General features: G+C 43.4%; 22 protein-coding genes. 17 read left to right on the forward strand and 5 right to left on the reverse strand.

From position 1 onward, the window contains the following. The first annotated feature begins 168 nt into the window (after positions 1 to 168). The 7 genes from MgSA37_RS24345 (at position 169) to MgSA37_RS24375 (ending at position 11217) form a co-directional block, all read left to right on the forward strand. Positions 169 to 1044: a sugar phosphate isomerase/epimerase family protein gene (locus tag MgSA37_RS24345; RefSeq protein ID WP_096355884.1), complete on the forward strand. Its 876-nt coding sequence runs from the start codon at positions 169 to 171 to the stop codon at positions 1042 to 1044. A 10-nt stretch (positions 1045 to 1054) separates the two neighbouring features. Then, positions 1055 to 1543, forward strand: a complete 489-nt coding sequence (locus MgSA37_RS24350) for a hypothetical protein (RefSeq protein WP_096357724.1) — start codon at positions 1055 to 1057, stop codon at positions 1541 to 1543. A 399-nt stretch (positions 1544 to 1942) separates the two neighbouring features. Next, entirely contained in the window at positions 1943 to 8374 is a 6432-nt protein-coding gene (locus tag MgSA37_RS24355; protein ID WP_096355886.1) for an alpha-2-macroglobulin family protein, read from the forward strand. Between the two features lie 251 nt (positions 8375 to 8625). Beyond that, positions 8626 to 9045 carry a hypothetical protein gene (locus MgSA37_RS24360; RefSeq protein WP_096355888.1) on the forward strand — a complete coding sequence of 140 codons (420 nt, stop codon included), beginning with the start codon at positions 8626 to 8628 and terminating at the stop codon, positions 9043 to 9045. A 22-nt stretch (positions 9046 to 9067) separates the two neighbouring features. Next, entirely contained in the window at positions 9068 to 9712 is a 645-nt protein-coding gene (locus tag MgSA37_RS24365) for a hypothetical protein (protein WP_096355890.1), read from the forward strand. Positions 9713 to 9846: 134 nt separating this feature from the next. Next, a complete protein-coding gene (locus MgSA37_RS24370; RefSeq protein WP_157750718.1) occupies positions 9847 to 10533 on the forward strand; it encodes a sensor histidine kinase in 687 nt (228 codons plus the stop codon). Positions 10534 to 10563: 30 nt separating this feature from the next. Then, the gene (locus MgSA37_RS24375) at positions 10564 to 11217 is read left to right on the forward strand and encodes a response regulator transcription factor (protein ID WP_096355894.1); all 654 of its coding nucleotides are present in this window, start codon (positions 10564 to 10566) and stop codon (positions 11215 to 11217) included. Positions 11218 to 11344: 127 nt separating this feature from the next. Here MgSA37_RS24375 and MgSA37_RS24380 read toward each other — a convergent pair whose 3' ends face one another. After that, entirely contained in the window at positions 11345 to 13105 is a 1761-nt protein-coding gene (locus tag MgSA37_RS24380; protein ID WP_096355896.1) for an ABC transporter ATP-binding protein, read from the reverse strand. Between the two features lie 106 nt (positions 13106 to 13211). Between MgSA37_RS24380 and MgSA37_RS24385 the strand changes: the two genes are divergently transcribed. After that, complete coding sequence (locus MgSA37_RS24385; protein ID WP_096355898.1) at positions 13212 to 13649, forward strand: hypothetical protein; 438 nt, start codon at positions 13212 to 13214, stop codon at positions 13647 to 13649. Between the two features lie 59 nt (positions 13650 to 13708). On the opposite strand, the gene frr is transcribed toward MgSA37_RS24385, so the two are convergent. Then, positions 13709 to 14272: a ribosome recycling factor gene (frr, locus tag MgSA37_RS24390; protein ID WP_096355899.1), complete on the reverse strand. Its 564-nt coding sequence runs from the start codon at positions 14270 to 14272 to the stop codon at positions 13709 to 13711. Between the two features lie 205 nt (positions 14273 to 14477). Here frr and MgSA37_RS28425 point away from each other — a divergent pair, with 205 nt between their 5' ends. Then, positions 14478 to 14654, forward strand: a complete 177-nt coding sequence (locus MgSA37_RS28425) for a lmo0937 family membrane protein (protein WP_157750719.1) — start codon at positions 14478 to 14480, stop codon at positions 14652 to 14654. Between the two features lie 131 nt (positions 14655 to 14785). Here the strand turns inward: MgSA37_RS28425 and MgSA37_RS24395 are convergent, their stop codons facing one another. Together MgSA37_RS24395 and MgSA37_RS24400 are read right to left on the reverse strand one after the other, a co-directional pair. Continuing rightward, positions 14786 to 15982 carry an aminotransferase class V-fold PLP-dependent enzyme gene (locus tag MgSA37_RS24395; protein WP_096355901.1) on the reverse strand — a complete coding sequence of 399 codons (1197 nt, stop codon included), beginning with the start codon at positions 15980 to 15982 and terminating at the stop codon, positions 14786 to 14788. Between the two features lie 169 nt (positions 15983 to 16151). After that, positions 16152 to 16667 (reverse strand): lipocalin family protein, encoded by a 516-nt coding sequence (locus tag MgSA37_RS24400; protein WP_096355902.1) that lies wholly within the window; start codon positions 16665 to 16667, stop codon positions 16152 to 16154. Positions 16668 to 16871: 204 nt separating this feature from the next. On the opposite strand from MgSA37_RS24400, the gene gcvH reads away from it, so the two are divergent. The 3 genes from gcvH (at position 16872) to feoB (ending at position 20108) form a co-directional block, all read left to right on the forward strand. Next, positions 16872 to 17252, forward strand: coding sequence for a glycine cleavage system protein GcvH (gene gcvH, locus MgSA37_RS24405; RefSeq protein ID WP_096355904.1), 381 nt, complete (start codon positions 16872 to 16874; stop codon positions 17250 to 17252). Positions 17253 to 17766: 514 nt separating this feature from the next. Further along, the gene (locus MgSA37_RS24415; RefSeq protein ID WP_096355907.1) at positions 17767 to 17982 is read left to right on the forward strand and encodes a FeoA family protein; all 216 of its coding nucleotides are present in this window, start codon (positions 17767 to 17769) and stop codon (positions 17980 to 17982) included. An 11-nt stretch (positions 17983 to 17993) separates the two neighbouring features. Continuing rightward, positions 17994 to 20108 (forward strand): ferrous iron transport protein B, encoded by a 2115-nt coding sequence (gene feoB / locus MgSA37_RS24420; protein WP_096355909.1) that lies wholly within the window; start codon positions 17994 to 17996, stop codon positions 20106 to 20108. Positions 20109 to 20136: 28 nt separating this feature from the next. On the opposite strand, the gene MgSA37_RS24425 is transcribed toward feoB, so the two are convergent. Continuing rightward, positions 20137 to 20865 carry a hypothetical protein gene (locus MgSA37_RS24425; RefSeq protein ID WP_096355911.1) on the reverse strand — a complete coding sequence of 243 codons (729 nt, stop codon included), beginning with the start codon at positions 20863 to 20865 and terminating at the stop codon, positions 20137 to 20139. A 184-nt stretch (positions 20866 to 21049) separates the two neighbouring features. Between MgSA37_RS24425 and MgSA37_RS24430 the strand changes: the two genes are divergently transcribed. From MgSA37_RS24430 to MgSA37_RS24450, 5 genes are all read left to right on the forward strand, one after another. After that, on the forward strand, positions 21050 to 21661 hold the full coding sequence (locus MgSA37_RS24430; protein WP_096355913.1) for a SprT-like domain-containing protein: 612 nt from the start codon (positions 21050 to 21052) through the stop codon (positions 21659 to 21661). A 37-nt stretch (positions 21662 to 21698) separates the two neighbouring features. Then, complete coding sequence (locus MgSA37_RS24435) at positions 21699 to 22337, forward strand: HD domain-containing protein (RefSeq protein WP_096357726.1); 639 nt, start codon at positions 21699 to 21701, stop codon at positions 22335 to 22337. A 57-nt stretch (positions 22338 to 22394) separates the two neighbouring features. Then, positions 22395 to 22811: a Fur family transcriptional regulator gene (locus tag MgSA37_RS24440; RefSeq protein WP_096355915.1), complete on the forward strand. Its 417-nt coding sequence runs from the start codon at positions 22395 to 22397 to the stop codon at positions 22809 to 22811. Between the two features lie 315 nt (positions 22812 to 23126). Continuing rightward, positions 23127 to 24437, forward strand: coding sequence for a carbohydrate porin (locus MgSA37_RS24445; RefSeq protein ID WP_096355916.1), 1311 nt, complete (start codon positions 23127 to 23129; stop codon positions 24435 to 24437). Between the two features lie 150 nt (positions 24438 to 24587). Then, positions 24588 to 25142 carry a YceI family protein gene (locus MgSA37_RS24450; RefSeq protein WP_096355918.1) on the forward strand — a complete coding sequence of 185 codons (555 nt, stop codon included), beginning with the start codon at positions 24588 to 24590 and terminating at the stop codon, positions 25140 to 25142. Position 25143: the final 1 nt, after the last annotated feature.

The raw sequence follows: 25143 nt of genomic DNA on the forward strand, positions 1-25143 counted from the left end.
GGGGGCAGTTGTTTTTATTTATCCGTTAAGTAAACAGACAGGCAATGCTGAAAAGTTGTATTTTTAATCCGTTACCCGTAAACACAGATTTCGGTGCGGTTGGCATAAACCAACCGGCAAAAAGAATAAATCAAAAGGCTTTAGCCTGCTTAAATTGAACAAATCACAATGACCAATCGCAGATCATTCATCAAAAACACCGGCCTGCTGGCTTTATCACTTCCGCTTTTAAAAAGTAATTTACTTGCCTCATCAACCCAAAAGAAACTTCCGGCTATTGGTATCCAGCTGTATATGGTGAAAGAAGATATGGCGAAGGACCCGGCGGGCACATTGGCACAGCTTGGCAAAATGGGCTATACCCAAATTGAAAGCTATGGCGGCGATAAGGGCATATTTTGGGGGATGACTAATAAAGAGTTTAGTAAACTGGCGAATGATAATGGCTTAACCCTTATATCCAGCCATTTTGCGGGCAATGAAGAAGATTTTGAAAAGACGGCTGCCCTGGCGGCAGAGATCGGCATGAAATACCTCATCTATCCATGGAAAGGGCCGCAAAAAGACATTGATGCATTTAAAAGGATAGCTGCCGAGTTTAATGACTATGGCGCCATTTGCCAGAAGAACGGCATTAAATTCGCCTACCACCCGCACGATTATCCGTATAAACCCGTAAACGGGCAGTTGCCCATTGATGTTTTGCTGGCCAATACCGATAAGGAATTTGTGGACTTCCAGATGGATTACTACTATACCGTTACGGAGGGGCAGGACCCGGAAACCTATATTAAAAAATATCGTCCGCGTTTTAGGTTGTGCCATTTGCGTGACGTGTTAAAGGAGCGTTTACCTGCAGGAAGCGAAGACGAATCGGCGTGTGACCTGGGGCAAGGCATTATTAATTACCCGCACCTGCTCTCCACTGCTTTGGATAATGGCATGGAATATTTTTTTGTGGAACAAAGCCGGTTTTACCACGAGACGCCGCTGCAAAGTGCCAGGGTTAATCTGGATTATTTGAAGAATTTGAAACTTGTTTGATACAAACCCGATGATTGAAAAACAACTCAAAATAAAGATCAGGATCTGGCTGGTGCTGTTCATCGCAGGCCTGGCATTAAGCGGCATCACCGCTTTTCCTATCCAAACAGAACTGGCGTTTTTATCGCGCAACTCGGCTTCGTTTCCGGCGACACTGGGCAACTGGATCAATACTGTTTATAATGCAGTTAAGGTAACAAACGCAAGCTATCCCTACCTGGCTTATGGTACCGACTGGCTGGCCTTCGGCCATTTGGTGATCGCAACAGTTTTTATCGGGCCGCTTATTAATCCTGTAAAAAATATCTGGATCCTGCAGTTTGGGATGATCGCCTGTGTAATGGTTTTTCCGCTGGCCTTTATCGCAGGGCCTATCCGCCATATCCCCTTTTACTGGCGACTGATTGATTGCTCATTTGGCTTTTTCGGCTTTTTCCCGCTGTATATCTGTTACCGGAGCATCCGCAAGCTGGAGAAAATGCAGGAAGGGAAACGATAGATCAACCCGCAAAGACCAGTAGCGTTCATCGCCTTGGTGTCGTGTCAACCATAAATTGACCAATCGCCAATCTAAAAGTTCATTGGACGCAAAAAGCACAAAAAGGGTTTACAAAAGGTTTACACATTTAAGAATTTAAATTTTGTAAACATCTTATAATGAGTTATTTATGAGCGTTTGGATTATGACAGGGTTTACACTATTTTACATGACCTCACCCGGTATTTTTAAGCCGTTATGAAAAGGCCTGGATACTACTTTATAAAAGACATGACACTAGTCCCTGACATTTATTTTAAAAATTTATTTATGGAAAACCACACCCGCCTGCATCTTTTATTCAGATTTATAAAGAATTAAAGAAATGCACGTTATTAACTTATATAAACCTGAACAAATATGCCTTTAGCCTCCATCAAAATATCCCGTAACCTGCTTGTTTTTGCTTTGCTGTTTTGTTTTTATAACGCAGGCGCGCAGGTAAAATATGATGCCATTAGTTTCCGCATCGATTCACTGGCTAACATCGGCCTGCCGAAATCAGCGTTAAAAGAAGTGGATAAACTGGATAAACTGGCCCGGAAAAATGACAATGCGCCGCAACAGGTCAGGGCAGTAATTTACCGGATGACCTTTCAGTCATACCTGGAAGAAGACGCTTTGGCGGCCATTATCAGCCGGCTGAGAACGGATATTGATAAAGCGGCGTATCCCGTTAAACCCGTATTGCAATCGCTGCTGGGGCAAATGTACTGGAACTATTACCAGCAAAACCGCTACCAGTTTGGCCAGCGTACCCGGCTGGAAAAACCGGATACTGACTTTGCCAAATGGGACCTGCAGACCCTCATCACCCAAACCGGCCATTTGTATGATCTTTCCTTAACCGATGCCGCAAAGGAACAAACCACCCCCATCAGCGTGCTTGATGGTGTTCTGGAAGGCGACAGCACTACCCGCTACCTGCGACCTACATTGTACGACCTGCTGGTGCAGCGTGCTTTTGATTTTTTCCTGGCGGATGAGGCGGGCCTAACAAAACCCAAATTGCCATTCTCGCTAAATGATCCACGGTTTTTCGGTGACAGCCAGGCTTTTGCGGACCTGCTGATTAAAACAACCGATACCGCTTCAACAGCCTATAAAGGCCTGAAATATTTACAGCAGGCAAGTAAGTTCCACCTCGGGCATCATGATGAAGAGGCCCTGGCCGACCTGGATCTGCAACGGCTGAAGTTTTTATACGCCCGGTCTAATGTGGAGCATAAGGATTCTTTGTACCTGTCCGCTTTGAAACAAATTACGGAACATTTTTCCGCAAAGCCGATCAGCAGCGAAGCGCTGGTTTTACAGGGCCAGTATTACCAGGGATTAGATAGTTTGGCGATGGCTTACGGTTTTTTTAAGAAAGCGGCAGCGGCATATCCCAATAGTTTAGGCGGCAAAAACGCGGCTACCCTGATGCGGCAAATTGAAGAAAAGGAGCTTTCGGCAACGGTGGAGGAGGTAAACAGTCCTGACAAACCGATACTAGCTCTGCTTAATTATAAGAATTTAACCGGCATGAAGTTAGCTGTTTACCGCCTGAGCGAATCTCAATTAAATAGCTATACCACTGGTTTTAGCCCAGATTACTCCAGGCAGAAAATATCCGGCTATCACCTTGACTATTTGAAAAAACTGGCGCCTGTTCAAGCCAAAACCATTTTCTGGACGGATTTTAAAGACTTTAAAAAACACAGTTTGGAGTTTAAGATAGATGCATTACGCCCGGGCAATTATGTTTTATTAATTACTGATACATCAGGGCATTTGGAAAACCTGACCGGGCTAAGTAGTTTCAGGGTAAGTGGATTAGCTTATAATGCAAGGGCAAATCCCGATAATGTCATCGAGGTCCGTGTGATGGACAGGGAAACTGGAAAACCCTTAAGTGGTGTTAAAATTAACTTAGAAACCAGAAATAACAATTATAATAGCTCGACTAAAAAAAACGAATGGGTTATTGTTGATGCGGAAGGCTTTTCGGATAGGAACGGCTTATACAAATCGGCTAAATTTTCTTCAGGTTATGGGATGTCCGTTAGTTTGACGGCTAATGGAGATACACTAAAGGATAAATCAAAATATATAAACGGCGCACGTGATGATTCATCGGACGACGGCGAACCAGACGATAAAACTATTTTTTTTACAGACAGGCAGATCTACAGGCCGGGCCAAACCATATATTTTAAAGCGTTGCAGCTGCAAAGCTTGCACGGTAAAAGCAAAATAATGGCCGGCAAAAACGTGGAGGTGCAGTTTTGGGATGCCAACAATAAACAAGTTTCAGCGGTAAAATTAAAAACGAATGATTTTGGCACAGTTGGCGGCAGTTTTATCATACCGCAAAGCACATTAGGTGGCAACGTAGCTTTAAAAACGCAGGACGGCGAAATAGAAGTTAAGGTTGAGGAATACAAACGCCCGACTTTCCAGGTGAAATTTTTACCCGTTAAGGAAAGCTATAAGTTAAATGATTCTGTTGTCATAAATGGAAACATTACAGCTTTTTCGGGATACGGCTTATCGCAGGCCAAAGTGGCTTACAACATCGTACGTTCCCGAAACGGAGACTACACTAATTATAAATTCATTCGGGGTGTTATGCGCCCCAATTATAATAATGATGTTGATACGGAGATCAAATCAGATACGATAACATCCGACGACCAGGGGCATTTTCAAATAAAGTTTAAGGCCGTTACTGCGGATTCAATTGACGTAAACTCGATAAATTACAACTATGCCATCAACGCTGATATAACAGATGCCAGCGGTGAAACCCATTCAGGCGAAACAACGGTAATTATTGGGAACAACAATATTAAAATTGATAACTATTTACCGGAACAGGTATTTGCAAAAGACTCACTTAAAGAGGAGATAAAAATAACCAACCTTAACGGGGAACCACAAAAGGGAGAAATAAGAGTTGAAGTATACCCATTAAAGGGCCCGGATAGGGTTTTCAAAAACAGGCTGTGGCAGGGTTGTGATCAGTTTATTATAAGCAAGTCTGATTTTAGGGTCGATTTTCCGGGATACGCATATGCAAAAGAAGATGTGGTGGAGCTATGGAACAAGCTTGGGAGGGTAATTAGCTTAAACCTTAAACTTGACACTTTAAAACCCGGTATTATCAACCTTTCTGCTTTAGGCAAGCAGCCATCGGGAATGTACCAGGTCATCTTACACGCCACTAATGAAAAGGGGGATACCTCCTCAGTGACTAAATATATTAATTTGATTGCCGATCAACCTAAAATAATAAAGATTGATAAATGGGTGATCCCGGTTCTCAATTATATTAAGCAGGGGGATACGGCAAGCTTCTTGGTTGGGACAGATCAAAAGATCAATGTGCTGATGGAGCATTTTAATGGGCCAAAACTCATCTCATCAAAATGGATAACCATTAATAAAGGCCAGCAGAACATTAAGATACCTATTGATAGTGCCGAAAAGGACGTTGCTGTACAATTTATGATGGTATTTGAAAACAGGACCTACGCCAGTTACCAGAAAATATACATTGCAAACGCCGAAAATAGCCTTAAAATAAAACTGCTTACTTTTAGGGATAAACTGCAACCGGGCGAAAAAGAGCAATGGAAATTAAGGGTCAGCAACCAAAATAATGAGCAACAAGCGGCTGAAATGGTAGCGGGTTTGTACGATGCCTCCCTTGATGACATTACACCCGCAACAAATTGGAACAACGCGCTTGAATTGGAGGGAGGAGGAATCCCGAATTATTATGAATGGAATGTTTGGGATTTTATCCGCCCAGTAAAGACATTGCCGGTAAATTACTTGTATACTAGTTATGAATTGCTGAGCCGCAGTTATGAACGCCTGAATATGTTTGGTTATAACTATTACGGAGGAAATAATAATGGTTATGAAAATTATCTGAAGAAAGTAAACGCCGGCAAAACAAATGCCGATAATAATAAGCGACTGCAGGAAGAGTATTTAAAAAATGCAGCCCGTGTAAAAAACGGATATGATATTATTGGCAGGGTGATCAGCGCTGATGACAAAACAGAGATTCCCGGTGTTACTGTTAAAATAAAAGGAACCAGCATAAGTACGCAGACCAATTCAGCAGGTTATTTTAAAATACGTGTGCCAGTTAACGGAACGTTGGCTTTTTCTTTTGTCGGTTATAAACCACAGGAAGTAATTACCGCCAAAGCCGGAAATATTTCAGTAACCTTAAATCCTTCATCAAACGCGTTGAACGAAGTAGTAGTAACCGCATACGGTGTACAAATGAAAAAGGAATTAACGGGCAGTGTTTCGCGGGTAATGATCAGGGGCATAGCCTCCCCAAGTGCAGCTATGGAGCCTGACGATACATTGGCAGGACAGGCATCGGGCTTTGTGGTAATGCGCGAAATCCGAACTGCTCCCGGCGTTAAGTTTGATAAAGAATTACTGATTAGAAAACCCATCATCCCCCGCACCAACTTCAACGAAACAGCATTCTTTTACCCGCAACTGCACACGGACGAAAAAGGACAGATTCTGATTGATTTTACCATCCCCGAGGCGCTTACCCGCTGGAAATTCAGGAGCTTTGCCCATACGCAGGATTTGAAGACCGGGTATATCGAAAATACGGTTGTCACCCAAAAACAATTGAGCATCAGCGCCAATACGCCAAGGTTTTTGCGGGAGGGCGATACCATTACCATTTCGGCGCGTTTGGCCAATTTAACTGCCGGTACTTTAAAGGGCAAGGTGCAAATGCAGCTGTTTAATGCGCTGAATATGCAGCCTGTTTCACTGTTTGTGAATAAGGCTGATGCCGAACAAACCTTCGAAGTTGCCACTAATACTAATAAGGCGGTGTCCTTTAGGCTGGTGATCCCGGCGGGGCTGGACGCGTTGGATTATAAACTCACAGCTGATGCAGGCAATTTTACCGACGGTGAAGAAAATACTTTACCGGTGCTGCCCAACCGTACACTGGTGACCGAATCGATGCCGATGATGGTACGGCCAGGGCAGACCCGGGAGTTTACCTTTGATAAACTGGTAAACCAAAGCAGTTCGACCTTAAAAAACAAAACACTCACGCTGGAATACACCCAAAACCCGGCCTGGTATGCAGTGCAGGCGTTGCCCTATATGATGGAATTTCCGTACGAGTGTTCGGAACAGGTGTTCAGCAGGTATTATGCAAATAGCCTGGCCACTAACCTGGTGAGTAAAATGCCCGCCATTAAACAGGTTTTTGAGCAATGGAAGATGAGCAACAGTACTGAATTGCTCTCCAACCTGGAAAAGAATCAGGAGTTAAAATCAACCCTGCTGGAAGAAACGCCCTGGCTGCGCGACGCGGTGAGCGAATCGGAACAAAAAAAGCGCATTGCTTTACTATTCGACCTGAATAAAATGAGCGATGAGCTAAAAACGAACCTGGATAAACTGCAAAAAAGGCAATTGCCCGATGGCAGCTTCACCTGGTTTGGCGGCGACAGGGGCGACCGCTACATTACCCAGCATATTGCCGAAGGCATGGGCGAGTTATATCATTTGGGGATAGGAACTGACGATGCGGAATTAAAACAAATTTCGGATAACACCCTCAAATATTTGGATGATCAGTTAACCTCGGATGAAAAACTACGGAAAAAAAATAAGGATGGTATTTGGCTTTACGGCGACCTGGAGATTCACGCCTGGTTTGCCCGCAGCTACTTTTTTAATAAACCCCTTGACAAGGGTTTGAACGCTGCCCTTGCCAATTATTTAAAATGGGCTGCGGAGGAATGGAAATTCCGCAATGTGTATGAGCAGGGGATGATCGCCTTAACGATGCAGCGCTACAAAAAACCAGACGTTACCGCACAGATCGAACGTTCCTTGCTGGAAACCGCGCAGCAATCCGACGATATGGGCATGTACTGGGCAAAAAACCAGCAGGGTTATTTTTGGTACGAGTCGCCTGTTGAAACCCAAAGCCTGCTGATTGAGCTGTTTACCGAAGCCGGCAATAATACCAAAGCCGTTGACGAAATGAAGATCTGGCTGTTGCGCAATAAACAAACCAACGACTGGAAAACCACCAAAGCCACTGCGGCGGCCTGTTACGCGCTTTTATTGAAAGGCAGTAGCTTACTGGCCGACACAGGTCAATCGGCTATCAAACTGGACGGTAAAACGCTTGAAGAACTAAAACCGGAGATAAAGGCCGATGCCGGAACAGGCTATCTCAAAACCAGCTGGGCCGACGAGCAAATAAGACCTGCACTGGGCAAAGTAGAGATCAAAAACAACAGTACCAGCATCAGTTGGGGAGCCCTGCACTGGCAATATTTGGAGAATTTGGACAAGATCACTTCGTCAGCAACCAATATCAAACTGGAAAGAAAATACTTTATCCAAAAACAAACGGATGCCGGGCCGGTATTAACCGCTGTTGACGCTACCCATAAACCCAAAACGGGCGACCTGCTAAAAGTAGTAGTTTACCTTAATGCCGAACGTGATTTTGAATATGTGCAGCTAAAAGATCTGCGTCCTGCAGGTACCGAACCGGTTGATGCTTTATCAACCTATAAATACCAGGATGGCTTATCCTATTACCAGGTAACCAAAGATGTAGCCACCAACTTTTTTATCAGTTATTTAAACAAGGGCAATTATGTTTTTGAGTACCGGCTAAGGGTAGCGCAGCCGGGCAATTTTTCGACAGGGATAACCTCGGTACAATGCATGTATGCGCCTGAATTTAACGCGCACTCGCAGGGAGGAAGGATGGCGATAAAGCCATAACCTGCCCGGTGCTATAAAAGGCAGCCATAAAAGTGCTTTTTTTGCCCGCGTGCTACTACGGAATTTGCTGCGTAAAACTACGTGACATTACGCAGTTGTAAATCCCCGGTTAATTTATTAATTGTTGAAAATAAGCATATTGTGGAATTTCTGTTGCTTTTTCCGGTCATTATTGTGCGCTTGTATAGTTTGAAATTATGACTAATTAACATTAGTTTTAGCAAACTATTTAAACCACAACAATTAAGAAAATGGAAAACAGAAAACCACACCTTACCGGCCGGGAAGGCAGCCCGATCGATTTAAAAGTTGCCGCCAGCTGGACAAAACATTACCGCGACAGGCACCCCGGAGAAACCATCTCCCAGTTTTTTGGAAAAGAGATCCTCGAAAAAATCCTCTCACAGCCAGGCTGCCTGGGCATCCGGTTTTATTATGCCTATGACGAACCGCGCGGCGGAAAAAAACATTTGATTATTGCAGGCGCCATGGCTGATGGTACCGACCAGATCCATACGGAAGCATTTGAAGCAGAAGCTGCTGTTGCACCAGGCGCTGCACCGCTGATGGGCGGACCGGCTCCCAAAATATATACCGTGGGTGAAATGTCAACTCCATGTCCTGGTTCCCCCGGATGCCCAACCAATGTTTTAACAGGGACAATAGATTAACCTAACGTTACAGTACCGGGCTATGTCAGCAGCTTCTATTTTGGATAATTTTTCTACCTATTCGGGTGTTTTACCAGTAATAGCCTGGTTGTACAATTACAAAAGCCTGGATAAAGTATTGAAAATAGCAGGTGTATTTTTCCTGATAGCATTTTTAATTGATCTCATTCTTGAACTAATGACAATGATGAAGGGGGTGGTTAACAACATGCCCCTGATACATCTTTTTATTGTGATCAATATTTTGTTTTTTACCGCTATTTATTACTATGCCTTTTTTAAGCCATCGGTAAAAAAAGCAATTATAGCGCTGGCCGGCCTGGCACTGCTCATCGTTATATTTAATATTATTTTTGTTGAAGGGATATGGGAATATCCCTCATTGTCCATCACAGTATTAAGTGTGTTGCTGATCTGTTTTTCGCTGGCTTATTTTTACCAACTCCTAAACAGGCAGGAATTTATACATATAGAAAAGCAAGGCTTGTTTTGGATAAATTCAGGTGTGCTTTTCTACTTTGCCATTAATATATTTTTGTTTATGCTTTTTAAACACTTTAGCAAGGATGAGAAGCAGGAATATTATATGATACATAGCACCAGTAATACCATTGCTAACATTTTATATACAGTCGGACTGCTTTGCAAACCTCAGAAAATCACTTAATACCGGCGCTGATTAAAACTGCGACCCCAGCTGCAACCGAAAGTAATTTAGTCCCGGTACTAATTACAGGCACGATTGTAATTGTTATCCTGCTGATTTTTTTATTTTTTTTCGTGATCATCTACCAGCGGAAAATGATCAAAAATCAGGTGGAGTTGCGTAAACTGCACGATGAAAAGCAAACCGGGTTATTGAACGCCGTTTTTGAGGCACAGGAAGGCGAACGCAAAAGGCTGGCCGAGGACCTGCACGACAGCGTGGGGCAGGTACTGTCAGCCATAAAACTTAACCTGCACCGGCTGGAGAAAAGCTGTACAACAGAAACCACCCAGCCCCTGATGGCCGATACCCGCAAATTGGCAGACGAGTGCATCAGCGAGATCCGCAATATCATTCAGAATGTACTGCCACCGGTGCTTACTGATTATGGGCTGCTTGAAGCGCTGGAAGGGCTTTGCGTTAAGATTGAACAAAATACCGGGGTGAAGGTAAACCTGAAAAAAAAACTGAACGGGGTACGGTTTAAGCCCGAGATCGACCTTGCTTTTTACCGCATAGCGCAGGAATTGTTCGGCAATGCCATTAAACACTCGGGGGCTACTGTCATCCATTTAACGCTTACCACGCAGGATGGCTGGCTGGTAATGGAATTTAAGGACAACGGAAAAGGGTTTGATATGGCCAATGTAAAACATGGGTACGGCTTGAAAAACCTGGAAAGCCGTGTAAAATTGATCAACGGGGAAATTAATATTTATACAAAGCCGCAAAGCGGCGCAATAACTATTATTAGGGTAGCGCTGCCAAATGAGGGTAATTAGTTATATTTATTGAATTCTTTTTATAACGATATGAAAAAGATCAGGTTAGCTATAGCAGACGACCATAAAATCTTCAGGAACGGGTTAAAAGCCACCCTGGAAGATTGTGCTGATTTTGATTTGGTAATGGAAGCATCAAATGGCAAGCAGTTAATTGCCCAGCTTGCAGCCACAACGCCGGATGTTATTTTGATGGATATAAAAATGCCCGAAATGGATGGCATTCAAACTACCGCCTGGGTAAAACAGCATTTTAGCCATATCAAGGTATTGGCGTTATCTATGTTTAATGAAGACAAATACATTGTGGATATGATGAAGGCCGGCGCATCGGGCTACCTGCTTAAAAATGCCGAGCCCGAGGAGATCATTGAAGCGGTATCAACCGTATTTGCAAAAGACTATTACTTTAACGAACACCTTTCCATCACCCTGATCAAACAGCTGGCAGGCAATACGCAGCCGGGCAATGCCCCCCAATCGCTGGCTGATTTCAACGAACGCGAAATAGAAGTTTTAAAACTGGTTTGCCAGGAATACTCCAACCAGGAAATTGCCGATAAAATATGCCTCAGCGTGCGCACCGTTGAAGGCTACCGAGCCCGCCTCTTCGAAAAAACCCGCTCCAAAAACCTTGTCGGCCTGGTGATCTTCGCCGTTAAGACGGGGATTATCAGCGTTTAAGTCCTGAGTCGAAAGTCTTGAGTCTTAAGTCGCATTATTCTTTACTCGAAAATCCCCTATTCTTATTTTACGAATGGTCGCGCAGTTCCATTGTGCTTTTTTGACTTAAGACTTTCGACTCAAGACTTTAGACTTCCAAAGAAACCTTCTCCCCGATCTGCTGCCTCCACATGGCATAGTACAATCCTTTTTGATTCAACAGGTCGTAATGCTGACCTGATTCGATGATATGCCCTTTTTCCAGCACGAAGATCTTATCGGCATGCATAATGGTGGAGAGCCTGTGGGCGATCAGTATCGTAATATGGCTCACCGATTCGGATACATCGCGGATGGTATCGGTGATCTCTTCTTCGGTGATGGAATCCAACGAGGAGGTAGCTTCGTCAAACACCAAAATATCCGGCCGGCGCAACAATGCACGCGCAATGGAAAGCCGTTGTTTCTCGCCACCTGAAACTTTTACGCCACCTTCACCGATCACGGTGCTCAGGCCTTTGTCCGCCCTTGCCAGCAGGGTTTGGCAGGCGGCGCGCTGTAATACGTCCATACACTCCTCGTCGGTAGCGCCAGGGCGCACAAACTGCAGGTTCTCGCGGATAGTGCCCGAAAAGAGCTGGGTATCCTGGGTTACAAAACCAATTTTTTCGCGCAGCTGATCAAGGTCAATCTCCTTGCTTAAGGTGTTATTGTATAAAATATCACCTTCCAGTGGTTGGTAAAGGCCTACTAATAGTTTAACCAGGGTAGTTTTGCCTGATCCTGAGGGCCCTACAAAAGCAATGGTTTCGCCGGCTTTGGTTTCAAAGTTAATATGGTTAAGCGCGTTGCGGTTCGCAGTTAAGTGTTTAAAGCTTACGTTATCAAATGCCAGTTTATGCACTTTTTCCAATAGCACCGGTTTTTCTGGTTTTGGGTCGATGGGCGTATTCAATATCCCCTCGAAATTAGCCAGGGAAACCTGTGCCTCGCGCCACGACTGGATCACTGTGCCCAATTCCTGCAAAGGATTAAACAGAAAGAAAGAGTAAAACAAAAACATTAAATAATTACCCGGCGTTAGTGTGCCTTTAAAAATTAGAACTAGCAAAACCAACACCATGCAACTGCGCACAAAGTTTACCGTGGTCCCCTGTACGAAACTCATGCTGCGTACATATTTTACTTTTTTTAATTCAAGATCGAGGATTTTATAGGTAGTATTATTTAAGCGTTCAATTTCCTGCTTTACCAGGCCCAGGCTTTTAACAAGTTCAATATTTCTTAATGATTCGGTAGTTGAACCGGCAAGCGCAGTAGTTTGCGAGACGATATTTTTTTGAATGGTTTTTATCCGTTTGCTTAATGCAAGGCTTACAAACATAATAATTGGAATGGCAGCAAAATAAACCAGCGTTACCATATAATTTACCTTTAAAGAGTAAACGATAACGAACACCATCCCGATCAAACTCACAAAAAGAACGCTGATGAAGGAGGTAATAAATTTCTCGCTATCCAACCGCACCTTTTGCAATATGCCCAGGGTTTCGCCGCTGCGCTGGTCCTCAAAAACCTGGTAAGGTAGTTCAAGGGAGTGTTTTAGCCCGTCGGCATACATTTCGGCGCCGGTTTTCTGGGTGATAATATTGGTAAAATAGTCCTGGAAGTTTTTGGCAATGCGCGATACCATAGCGGCGCCTACAGCCAAACCAATCATACCCAGCGCGCCATAAAAACGATAATCAAAAGAATGTACCTGGTGGTCTTTTGGAACGATGTATTTGTCCATTATTTTACCGGTGATCATTGGGTCGAGAAGTGAAAAGCCAATGTTAAAACCCGCAAGAGCAAGGGCAAGGACTACCACCCAGCGGTGTTTCTTTAAATAGGACAGGAGTATTTTCATGCTGACTATGAGTGTTTTTCAACAAAAATAAAAAAGCAAACGGGTATTATGGAATGTTCGGTTTAATTTGACATTTTACGTATTTTTAGTCTGGATATCTTCCGTCATGCGAAAGCTCGTTTTATTTGTGTTTCTATCGGTATTTTTTGTTGCAAAATTATTTGCGCAGACCGACACCTCCGCGTTTAGATTTCTAAATCACCTGGTTTTTAAAAATGGCAAAGCGAGGATAACGATAAAGGCCATTTACAGGGATTTTCACCGGAGTGGTGACGAACCTGAGTTTCTTAAAATGAGCCAAAAGAAAAAGCTCCGGTACAAAGACTATTTTCTTAGCTGCTGCGGGGGGAGTGCCATTAGTTTTAGGTTGCCAGCGTCATCGGAACTATATGATATAGTCATGCGACAGGGCATCCAATTCGATATTAACCATAGTAAACCGGGCGACGTTATGTATTTAACCTGCCTGGTATTCGAGGGTGAGAAACAGTATAACGGCGACCCTTTCCTTGTGGTAACCAATATTTCTGACAAGGCAGACTAAAAATAAAAAAGCCACTTCTATCCGAAATGGCTTTTAATAAATTATGTGTTTGACCGGTTTTATACCGTCATAATATCTTTTTCCTTCGCTGCGGAAAGACTATCCACTTTGATGATATAAGCATCAGTTAACTTTTGAACTTCGGCTTCGCCAACTTTCATTTCATCTTCTGATACACCTTCAGTTTTTAGTTTCCTGATCTTTTCATTTGCCTCTTTACGGATATTGCGGATGGCAATTTTGCCGGTTTCAGCTTCAGCCTTGGCTTTTTTTACCAGGTCGCGGCGGCGTTCTTCGGTTAACGGCGGTACGTTGATGCGGATGATCACACCGTCGTTTTGCGGGTTAACGCCCAGGTTGGCTTCCATGATGGCTTTTTCAATAGGCCCCAGCAGTGATTTTTCCCATGGCTGTACCACAATGGTACGCGCATCAGGTGTGTTTACACTGCCCACCTGGCTCAGCGGGGTTGGGCTGCCATAATAATCAACATAAATATCATCCAGCATGGAAGGGCTGGCCTTACCTGCGCGGATCTTTAATAATTCGCCATCGCAATGGTCAATGGCTTTGTCCATGTGCGCTTTGGCATCGTTAACTTGTTTTTTAATGAGTTCGCTCATCGCTTCAGAATTTTGACAAAAATAGTAAAAAGGTTCAATTTACAATTACTATTTGCTGAACGGTTGAATAAGGGAAAAAGTGTGTGGAGAATAACGTGTGACCACCATACTTTTCAAAATATACCGGGATGATTATCTTAAATAAATAAATTACTGATATCCAAATGCTTTCGAAACATTATCTAATACCGCTGGTTGTACAGCCATGAGAAGTTTAGTTTATATTATAGTGGTTGTGCTGATCATCAGCTGGCTGCTCGGGGGCTTTGCCTTCCACGTGGGCGGCGATGCCATCCACATCATTATTGTAATAGCCGTTATTTTGTTATTATTTAACTTATTTGGCAACCATTCCGATTCGTACAGGCGCAGGTGGTGGTAACAAGCAAAATCTGTTTCAAATCGATATTTTCCTTGTGTCCATAGTGATGCCTTCGTGCACTTGGTGGTTAATTTTTACCACTAAGTGCACGAAGATTTCGCAAAGATCACGAAGCGGAGGGGGCAAAGATCTTATTTTAATATAGTTTTCAGTGTGTCACACAAAAATTCTATCTCCTCTTCAGTATTATAATAATGGACCGATGCCCGTACAATGCTGGTTAGGTGGTGTTTATTCATATAGATAAGGGTTGATACCGCTTTGCCGACCGATACATTGATCTGTTTTTCACCCAGCAGGTTTTTTACAGTCGCGCTGTCCATCCCTTTTACGGAAAAGGTAACAATGCCGCATTGTTGGTCCCCTGCGTCGTGAACGGTTATGCCTTCTATATTTTCCAGCTGGTTGCGCAACAGTCCGGCTAAATATTGTATGCGCAGCCAGATCCTGTCTACACCAATATCAAGTGCATATTCCACCGCTTTGCCAAGGCCGAGAATCAGGGCACGATTTTTTTCGTAAAGCTCGAAGCGGCGCGCATCATCGCGCACTTTAAAATCATCTTCCGAAACTGAGGCCGCAGTGGAGCCGTCGATAAAGGTAAGTTTTAACTGATCCTGTACCGCTTTTCGCACAAATAAAAAACCCGTCCCGCGTGGTGCGCGCAGGTATTTGCGACCGGTTACCGCCAGCATATCGCAACCGATCTCTTTTACGTCAACCGGAATTTGCCCGGCACTCTGGCAGGCATCTACCAAATATAAAATACCATGTTTGCGGGCTATTTGGCCAATCTCCACAACCGGGATCATCCCGCCGGCGGTTGAAGGGATATGCGTAACCGCAATGAGTTTGGTTTTTGGCGAAATGGCTGCTTCCAGAGCCTCCAGTGAAAAATTACCATATTCATCATTGAGGATCACTTTAAATTCGATACCCAATGTTTTTTTGGCGTTTAATAAACCGATCAGGTTGGTTACATATTCCATTTCGGTAGTAAGCACCACGTCGCCCGGTTTAAAATCAATGCCATTAAATGCCAGCATCCATGCGGTGCTGGCGTTTTCAACCATGGCTATTTCCTCTTTTTCAGCATTAATGAGGCGGGCTACCAAATCGTAAGTGTTATCTAATTGTTGTTTGTATTTGGCCTCAGTTTCGTAGCCGCCGCATGCGGCTTCTTCAAGCAAATAGTTGATCACCGTATCTACCACCACGTCAGGCGGCAGCGAGGCCCCCGCATTATTGAAGTGGACCTTTTGCGCTGTCCCTTTTGTTGCAGCCCTCAATTGTTGTATCTCTTGTTCGCCGATTAAAGTCGAGTCCATTTTATTGGTAATTTGTTTAAAACAAAGTAAAAAGATCTAACAATAATAAAACAGATGCAGAAGTTGTAATTTAAAGCATAACAGATCAGGTGGTGCTGCTTATTAATTTCTCATCCGATGATGGATAAGCAATAGCTGTAATGGAAGGACAAAATTTTAAATGAACATTTTATTCCAGCGCGTGAGGGAACTGTTGCGACACCAGTTTTTCAACCGGGTAGCCCATGGCTTTGCAGCGGGCAACAATTTCATCGTAAAGCTTTTTGTCCATATGCGGTTTGCGGCTCATGATAAACAGGAAACGGTAATCTGGATGGCCCACCACAGCCCAGGAATAATCAGGGGCAAGGTCTATCAGCCAGTAATCTACCTTAATTGGCCATATAAACTGGGCTTTCATCTGCCCGTCGCGGGTGTTTTTATCAGGAAATATTTTGGAGTGAATGGTGCGGATTTTATTGTCCTCGTCGCGGCAGGTGGTTGCCACATCATAGTAGCCATCACTATTAAGGTTGTAATGGGTGGTGGTTTCACGGCTGCCCTTATCAAACAACGTTGGGATAGAGTAAAGAGAATACCAGGTGCCCGAAAAGTTTTTCAGGTCGACCTTACTTACGGTTTTATTAGGCACGCCCCCTGAAAAAAGCGACAGACAGGCCGCCAGCCCTATGCAGAATATTTTCATACCGGTTTTTTAGATAAGTACGGAATTGAATTTAAAGGGGATTTTGCCGCTAAAAATTTTTATCGCAATAGGTTAAAGCAACCACCGTACTACCTGGTTCAGATCTACTACCGGCCATTATTTTAGCTACCGGGGACTAAGCGCTAAACAAGCAAACTTTTAAATAAAGTTTTACTATTTTTGACCCATCAAATAAAAAAACATATGGATTTTCCGGCTGGATTAAAATACACAAAAGACCACGAGTGGATTAAAGTAGAAGGCAATGAAGCCACGATAGGCATCACCGAATTTGCACAGCGCGAATTGGGCGACATTGTTTATATTGATATCAACTCGTTGGGTAAAGAAGTTGCCAAAGATGAAGTTTTTGGTACGGTTGAAGCGGTAAAAACCGTTTCGGACTTGTTTATGCCGGCTGCCGGTACTGTTAACGAGCTAAACCCTGCGCTTGACAAACAGCCGGAACTGGTTAATTCTGATCCTTACGGCGAGGGCTGGATGGTTAAAGCTACCCTGAATGACGTTGCTGATCTGGAGAGTTTATTATCAGCCGAAAGTTATAAATCACTCATAGGCGTTTAAAAAGACGTTGAAAACAAACAAGGCCCGCTGTTTTGCGGGCCTTGTTTGTTTATTTCGACGGGAGGCACTGTAAACGAGCGCCGTATTTCTTTAATTAGCCCGGAAACAATTCACCGGGATAGTAGCGTATAACAGTTGATGATAATGATGGACCTATTGAACAACATTGGGCGCCGTAATGAGTTTTAACAGTTAGCTGTTTGACAATGCCTGCCGGATTTTTTATCGGGCTTTAAACGGAATTTAGAACAATAACCCGTAGCAGTATAAATTATGAAAAAAAACGCGTTAATAATTATTGGCTTGTTGTGTTTAATCTCTATGTCATCATGCGGTATATTTAAAGGCTGCGGGTGCCCTAAATTCGGATCGGTTAAAACCCGGCCGGCCGGAAACACCGTATATCACAGTTAAAAAAATGACTTTGGGCACATTTAAATGTGACGAAGATCACGTAATCTTATTTGGATTAAATTTAAATAAGCTCTATCTTTGACTAAGATTTTAATTAATTATGACGCTTTCAGAACTTGTACCAGGCCAAATGGGAATTGTAAAAGAGTTTACAGACCTTGAAATGTCAGTAAAATTGATGGAAATGGGATGCTTGCCCGGTGAACAGGTTACCGTAGCACGTATTGCCCCTATGGGCGACCCGATTGCCATCAATGTATCTGGTTACCAGCTTAGCCTTCGTAAATTTGAAGCATCGACCATTGTTTTGCAGTAGTTTTTAGCCTCTTGAAAACCGATCTGAGAGTTGCACTTGTAGGAAACCCAAACACCGGTAAATCAACTCTTTTTAACACATTAACCGGCTTAAATCAAAAAATAGGAAATTTCCCCGGGGTAACTATTGATAAAAAAACCGGGTACGCTACACTGCCTGACGGCCGCACTGCCGAAATTATCGACCTGCCCGGCACTTACAGCCTCTATCCGAAAAGCCAGGACGAATCCATTGTATTTTCCATCTTAGCAGACAAAGCCAACCCGCTTACACCCGACCTGGTTGTTGTGATTATTGACGCCACCAACCTGAAGCGAAACCTGCTGCTTTATACACAGGTAGCCGACCTGAAAATACCGGTCATCATCGCGCTGAATATGATGGATCTGGCTAAAAAAAGCAACATCGAAATAAACGTCGATCTTTTTGCCAAAAAGCTGGGTGTCCCCGTTGTTCCGATTGCGGCAAGAAAGGGTGAGGGAATTGAAAAATTAAAAGAAGCCATCACCTTTGCAAATAAAATCGCTTTACAGTCAGAGTCAATTGACGTTCAATCCATCGCTCCGGAACTGATCGCGCAGATCAGCAGCGAGTTTAAAATTGGGAACCCATATTATGCACTGCAGCTGGCCCACCAGCACGAGACCATAAAATTCATTTCGGCAAGCGAGAGCGACCGCATTGAAGAAATTGAACATGAGTTTTCTTTCCATTCGCAAAAGGCGCAGGGTAAGGAAACCATCGCCCGGTATAATTTTATAAACGAGCTCCTTTATGATACCGTAAAGATCCCCGAAACAGCTAAAGATGAAACGGTAAGTAACAAAATAGATAAGGTGCTAACGCATCGTGTTTTCGGGCTGTTCATCTTCATGGGCATCCTTTTGTTTATGTTCCAGTCCATTTTTGCCTGGTCGGCCTACCCGATGGAACTTATTGCCGATGCTTTTGTTTGGGTGCAAAATGCATTGCACAGCCTGTTGCCTGCCGGCCCGTTAACGGGTTTGGTTGTTGACGGCGTTATTGGTGGTTTAAGCGGCGTAATGGTATTTATCCCGCAGATCGCCATTTTGTTTGCCTTTATTTCCATTTTGGAGGATACGGGCTATATGTCGCGGGTTACGTTTATGATGGATAAGCTGATGCGCAAAGTTGGCCTGAACGGGAAGTCGGTAGTGCCGCTGATCGGCGGTTTCGCCTGCGCGGTGCCTTCTATCATGAGTACCCGCACCATTGAAAACTGGAAAGACCGGATGATCACCATAATGGTTACGCCATTGGTAACCTGTTCGGCCCGTTTGCCTATTTACACTTTATTGATAGCGCTGGTTGTACCTAACCGCAATGTTTGGTGGATTTTTAATATGCAGGGCCTGGCGCTTACGGGGATGTATATTTTCAGCCTCGTTTCAGCAGTCGTTGTGGCCTTTGCGTTTAAACTGATACTAAAAGGGCGCGAACGGGGATATTTTATTATGGAGCTGCCTGTTTACCGCATGCCCCGCTGGAATAATGTTGCCTATAGCATGTACGAACGTTCAAAAGCCTTTGTGGTGCAGGCCGGCAAGGTGATCATTGCGATATCGGTGATATTGTGGGTCCTCGCCTCCTATGGCCCGGGTGACCGTTTTGTAAAGATCGAACAAAAATATAGTCAGCCTGAATTCCGGAAGCAGCTTACCCCGGATGAGCGGGTTAAAGCCATTAATTCCGAGAAACTGGAAAACTCCTACGCCGGTGTGCTGGGTCATGTTATTGAGCCTGCTATAAAACCGCTTGGATTCGACTGGAAAATAGGCATCGCACTAATTACCTCATTTGCCGCGCGCGAGGTGTTTGTAGGCACCATGGCCACTATTTACAGTGTAGAAGGCAGCGCCGAAAAAATGGAAACGGTGCAGAAGAAAATGAAATCGGCAAAAGATCCGCAGACGGGGCAACCTGTATTTTCGTTAGCAGTTGCATTTTCGCTGATGATGTTTTATGCCTTCGCCATGCAATGCGCCAGTACTGTTGCCGTGGTTTACCGCGAAACCAAAAACTGGCGCTGGCCGGCTGTTCAATTTGCCTATATGACGGTTTTGGCCTATGCTGCAAGTTTTATTGCCTATCATTTGTTGAAATAAAAGGCTATCGGCAACCCTCTTTTTTGCTTTAAAAACTAAAATCACCACCGGTCTTATAGCTCCAGGTACCGTTTAGGTTCAGGGTATAAAATTTGATGGTTCTTCCACTCAACACACCCATGACCCCTGTTTTAAGGTAACAAATGCCATCGGTGTTATTCGGGCTGATAAAGTCGCGGCCCGGGATATAGGTCCAGGCTCCCTGGTCGTTGATCGAATAAAACTTTACTGTTTTTCCTTTCCTGATCCCGACATAGTTACTGATGGGGCTGAACGCTTCGTCAACATCTGATGGGATGATAAAGTCTTTTATAATAGAACGCGTCCAGCTTCCGTCTTTATGCGTGTCATAAAACTTCACTGTTCTTCCGTTTCTTACCCCAACGGTTGACATGCTGAATGAAAATATATCGTCAATTTCAGCGGGGCTTGTAAAGTCTTTGCCCTGGCTGTAACTCCAAATTCCCTGCTCATTTGTCATGTAAAACTTTACCGTGTTCCCATTTTTGGCGCCTATGTAAGGGCCGGTGAAGTGGAATACCCCGTTAATGCTTTCAGGGCTTACAAAATCTTTTCCGGGGCTGTAATTCCAGGTTTTTTGATCCTGGGTCTCGTAGAATTTTACAGTGCGGCCTTCCCTTATCCCGATGAACTTATAGTTAAAAAAGAATACCTGCGGATTTGATGAATTTTTGCACCCCGAAAATATGAGTACAATAATTGCTATTGAAAAGGCTATGGCGGTTTTTTTTATCATAATCAGGATTAGTTGGTTGCGCTAAATTGAAATTCCAAATTTAAAAGGTGGCTTATATGAATTAATAATAATTCCGGCTGCAAGAATAAGTTTTTATTTAAAAAGTTTAAAATTGCTTTCATCTTCCTTTTGCCGGTGTTTTATCCTTTCGTGCCAAACCCCTATCTTTGTAACGAGGTAAAAATTGGATAAAGTAAAAATTCTTGAAACCTATCTTCCGCCTGATGCTGCGCCGCTCATCGGCCGGTGGATAGACTACTTTAAATGCGAATTTAAAATTTCGCGCAACCGCAATAGTAAGTTTGGTGATTACAGGCCCCCGCATGACGGTAAAGGGCATCGCATATCTGTTAACTACGATTTAAACCAATATGCTTTCCTGGTTACTACCGTACACGAATTTGCGCACCTGCATACCTGGAACGAGCATAAGCACAAAGCCAAACCACACGGTACCGAATGGAAGAACAACTTTAAAAAAATGATGCAGCCTTTTTTTGAAAAGGACATTTTTCCATCAGATATTAAACAGGCTATCACCGGCTATTTGAATAATCCCGCGGCGTCAAGCTGTTCTGACCTTACACTATACCGGTCATTGCGCAAATATGATGCGCCGAAAGAAGCTGTACATACGGTTGAAAAGCTGCCAATTAAAGCAATCTTTAAGCTCAAGGACGGTCGGGTCTTCCGGAAGGAAGAGAAACTGCGCAAGCGCTATAAGTGCGTTGAAGTTAGTTCAAAACGGGTTTATTTATTCAGCCCGGTGGCTGAGGTCGAGTTGATAAATGAGTAAGCATGATAATGCGGGTAAAAGCATTCAATCTTATCATATGGATAGCATAATTATTAATAACACAGTTGATTTTGTGCAGCAAACCCTTAAAAATGCCGAAGGCGGGCATGACTGGTGGCATATTCACCGGGTTTGGAAAAATGCAAAACTTATTGCTGAAACAGAAGAGGCCGATTTACTTGTTGTGGAACTGGCCGCGCTGCTTCATGATATTGCCGACAGCAAATTTCATGGAGGTAACGAAGAACTGGGCCCTGCAATAGCAGGTGATTTTTTGCGCGGTATAGGCGTCAGCGAACCTGTTACTGAACACGTGCAGCAGATCATCAGGCATATTTCTTTTAAGTCGGGTTTTGATAAGAGTGATTTTCATTCAATAGAGCTGGATATTGTTCAGGATGCCGACCGCCTGGATGCCATCGGTGCAATCGGTATTGCCCGTGCCTTTAGTTATGGCGGATTCAAAGGCCGCGAGATCTACAATCCAGAAATCAAGCCGAATTTGAATATGACGAAGGAGGAATATAAGAATTCCACGGCACCTACCATCAACCATTTTTACGAAAAACTGCTACTCCTTAAAGATAAAATGAATACCCAAACCGGGAGAAGATTAGCTGAACAAAGAAATAGCTTTATGGAAAGCTATTTAAAGCAGTTTTATTCGGAGTGCTAATTTATACTTTTGTACAGCGTAGTTGCATGGCTATTTAAAATCAGCAACTTTATTTGTATGGATAAAATAACAGAGCAAAAGCTGGTAAATAAAAACATCAACCCTACAGCTATGCGCTTGCTGGTACTTGATTTTTTATTAAGCCAAAGCGCTGCTATCAGTTTAAGTGATATAGAAAAAGGATTAAGCCCCGCTGACCGGATCACCATTTACCGTACATTAAAAACTTTTGAAGAAAAGGGGCTTGTACACGCCATCGACGATGGAACAGGCTCGCCTAAATACGCTTTGTGCTTAGATGAATGCAACCCGAATGAGCACCACGATATGCATGTTCATTTTTTTTGTGTTACCTGTAAAGAAACCTTTTGTCTTCCCGACTCCAAAATACCCGGCATAACCTTACCCGCAAAATTTACCCCTCAGGAAATGAACCTGCTTGTAAAAGGGGTTTGCAGTAATTGCGTTAATTAATGCAATGCCATTGCACTATCTTAAAACTTACCTTCGCAGTAAATAATTTTTGGCAAAACAGATGCTGGTTTTGCAGGTTGATGATTTAACTTTTCATCTCCGGAAATTGTCAGTTTGTTACTGTGCAAAAAGAGGTATTGCCCGGAATATTTGATTAACAACAGTCTTTTCTTAAAAAGCATCTTTTGTAAAACATTTTTTAGACATGTCTAAAAAATTATTAGTTTTGTTTAAATTTATAATACAGGCAGTTGCTGTGTTTACACTGAAACAATATCCAGTTTAAATTGAAGATATAATTTGCACCATTTTAATATGAAAAAACAACTGTACCCATTTATATTTCTGATTACTATTATTCAGACAGCTTTTGCACAGGATACTGTTAAACAAGAGGATTTTAGTTTTCATTTTCAGCAAACTATTATTACACAGGATAAGCCGGGCTTCCATGCGGCTTATAGCGGGCAGAACAGCCTGTCGGCGCTGAATGAAACGCAAACATCCCTCACAGCCACTTTTTTTGGTAACGCGCGGCTTTGGAAAGGCGCACAGGTTATTTTTGACCCGGAGCTTTCAGGCGGGGCCGGCCTGAGCAAAACATTGGGTGTGGCTGGTTTTCCAAATGGCGAAACCTTCAGGGTTGGCAGTGTACAGAATAAAATTTATATCGCCCGTTTGTTCTTTCAGCAATACTTTGAGTGGGGTAAAGAAAAAGACACGCTTGAAAGTGATCAGCTGCAGTTAGCCGGGTTACGGAGCAAACGGTATTTCTCTTTCGGTATCGGCAAGTTTAATATGGGCGATTTTTTTGACCAGAATAATTTCAGCCACGATCCCCGTTCGCAATTTATGAACTGGGCACTGATGGACAATGCCGCCTGGGATTATCCCGCCAACACGCGCGGTTATGTTTTGGGTGCCTATACTGAATTCGGTCAACCGGCCTGGACATTGCGGTTTGCTTTTACCATGAATGTTACCCAGGCAAATTCATCCACCTGGGATGCCAAAATTGGCAAAGCCAATACGCAAACCGTTGAATTTGAAAAGAGGTATACTATAGGCGGCGAAAAAGGTACCTTACGCATTTTAGGCTTTTTAAATAATGGCAAATTTGGAAACTACGAACAGGCCATCGCATTGAACTCCGCAGCACCGAACGTTGATACCACGCAGGCCTACGGACGCCATAAAGTCGGATTCGGTGTAAATGCGGACCAGTACCTGACCAAAGATTTTGGCGTATTCGCCAAAGCCAGTTACAACGACGGCCATACCCAAACCTGGTTTTTTACGGAGATTGACCGCTCTTTTACCTTTGGAGGGCTTTTAAAAGGAACCGGCTGGAAAAGAAAAGACGATGAAATGGGCCTGGCTTTTGTTGCCAATGGACTTTCTGCACCACACCGCCAATATTTGGCAGATGGCGGCTATGGTTTTTTAATAGGCGATGGGAAATTAAACTATGCGCCTGAGATGATTGCCGAATTTTATTATAAGCTGAATGCCTACCAAAATAAATTCTTTTTAAGCCCTGATTACCAGTTTATCATCAACCCGGCCTATAATCACGATCGCGGACCTGTAAATGTATTTTCAATCAGGGCGCATATCGAGTTTTAAATGTCCTTTTTAGATTTACGAAGTTTCCGAAACTTCGTTAGTCTATTTGCCAACGTTAAATTTTGTTAAACAGGCAACCTTCCTTTCACTTTTTTGTCAAAGGAAATATAGCGGTTAATTATTTTATAAAAAAGTTCGTTATTTGGCCATATGAAGAGATTCCTTTTTCCCCTGTTTGCAATTATCGTTTTCAGTACTTTTTTTGCCGATGCTCAAAACACTGTAACCCGTTCTGCAATCACTTTTAAAATTAAAAACCTGGGCATTTACACCGATGGCACCCTGGGAGGCTTACAAGCCGATATTCATTTTAATCCGGCCGATCTTTCTTCAAGTACGATAAAGGCAACGGTTGATGTTAATACGCTAAACAGTGACAATGAAAGCCGGGACGAACATGTAAAAAGCGCCGACTTTTTTGATGCGGCCCATTACCCTACCATCACCCTGAAGTCAGTTGCTATTAAACATAAAAGCGGCAATAACTATTCAGGGCAGTTTAACCTCACCATTAAGGATAAAACCAAACTAATAGATATCCCCTTTACCTGCGTGGATAAAGGGAGTACTTTAGCTTTTAATGGCGCCTTCAAACTAAACCGCCAGGATTACGGGATAGGCGGCAGCAGTATGATCCTTTCTGACGAGGTGATCATCGCTATTGATGCGGAAGTCACCAAGCAGCGGGCTGAAGCCTCACGCTAGC

The sequence above is a fragment of the Mucilaginibacter gotjawali genome (genome assembly GCF_002355435.1).
GTDB classification, from domain to species: Bacteria; Bacteroidota; Bacteroidia; order Sphingobacteriales; family Sphingobacteriaceae; genus Mucilaginibacter; species Mucilaginibacter gotjawali.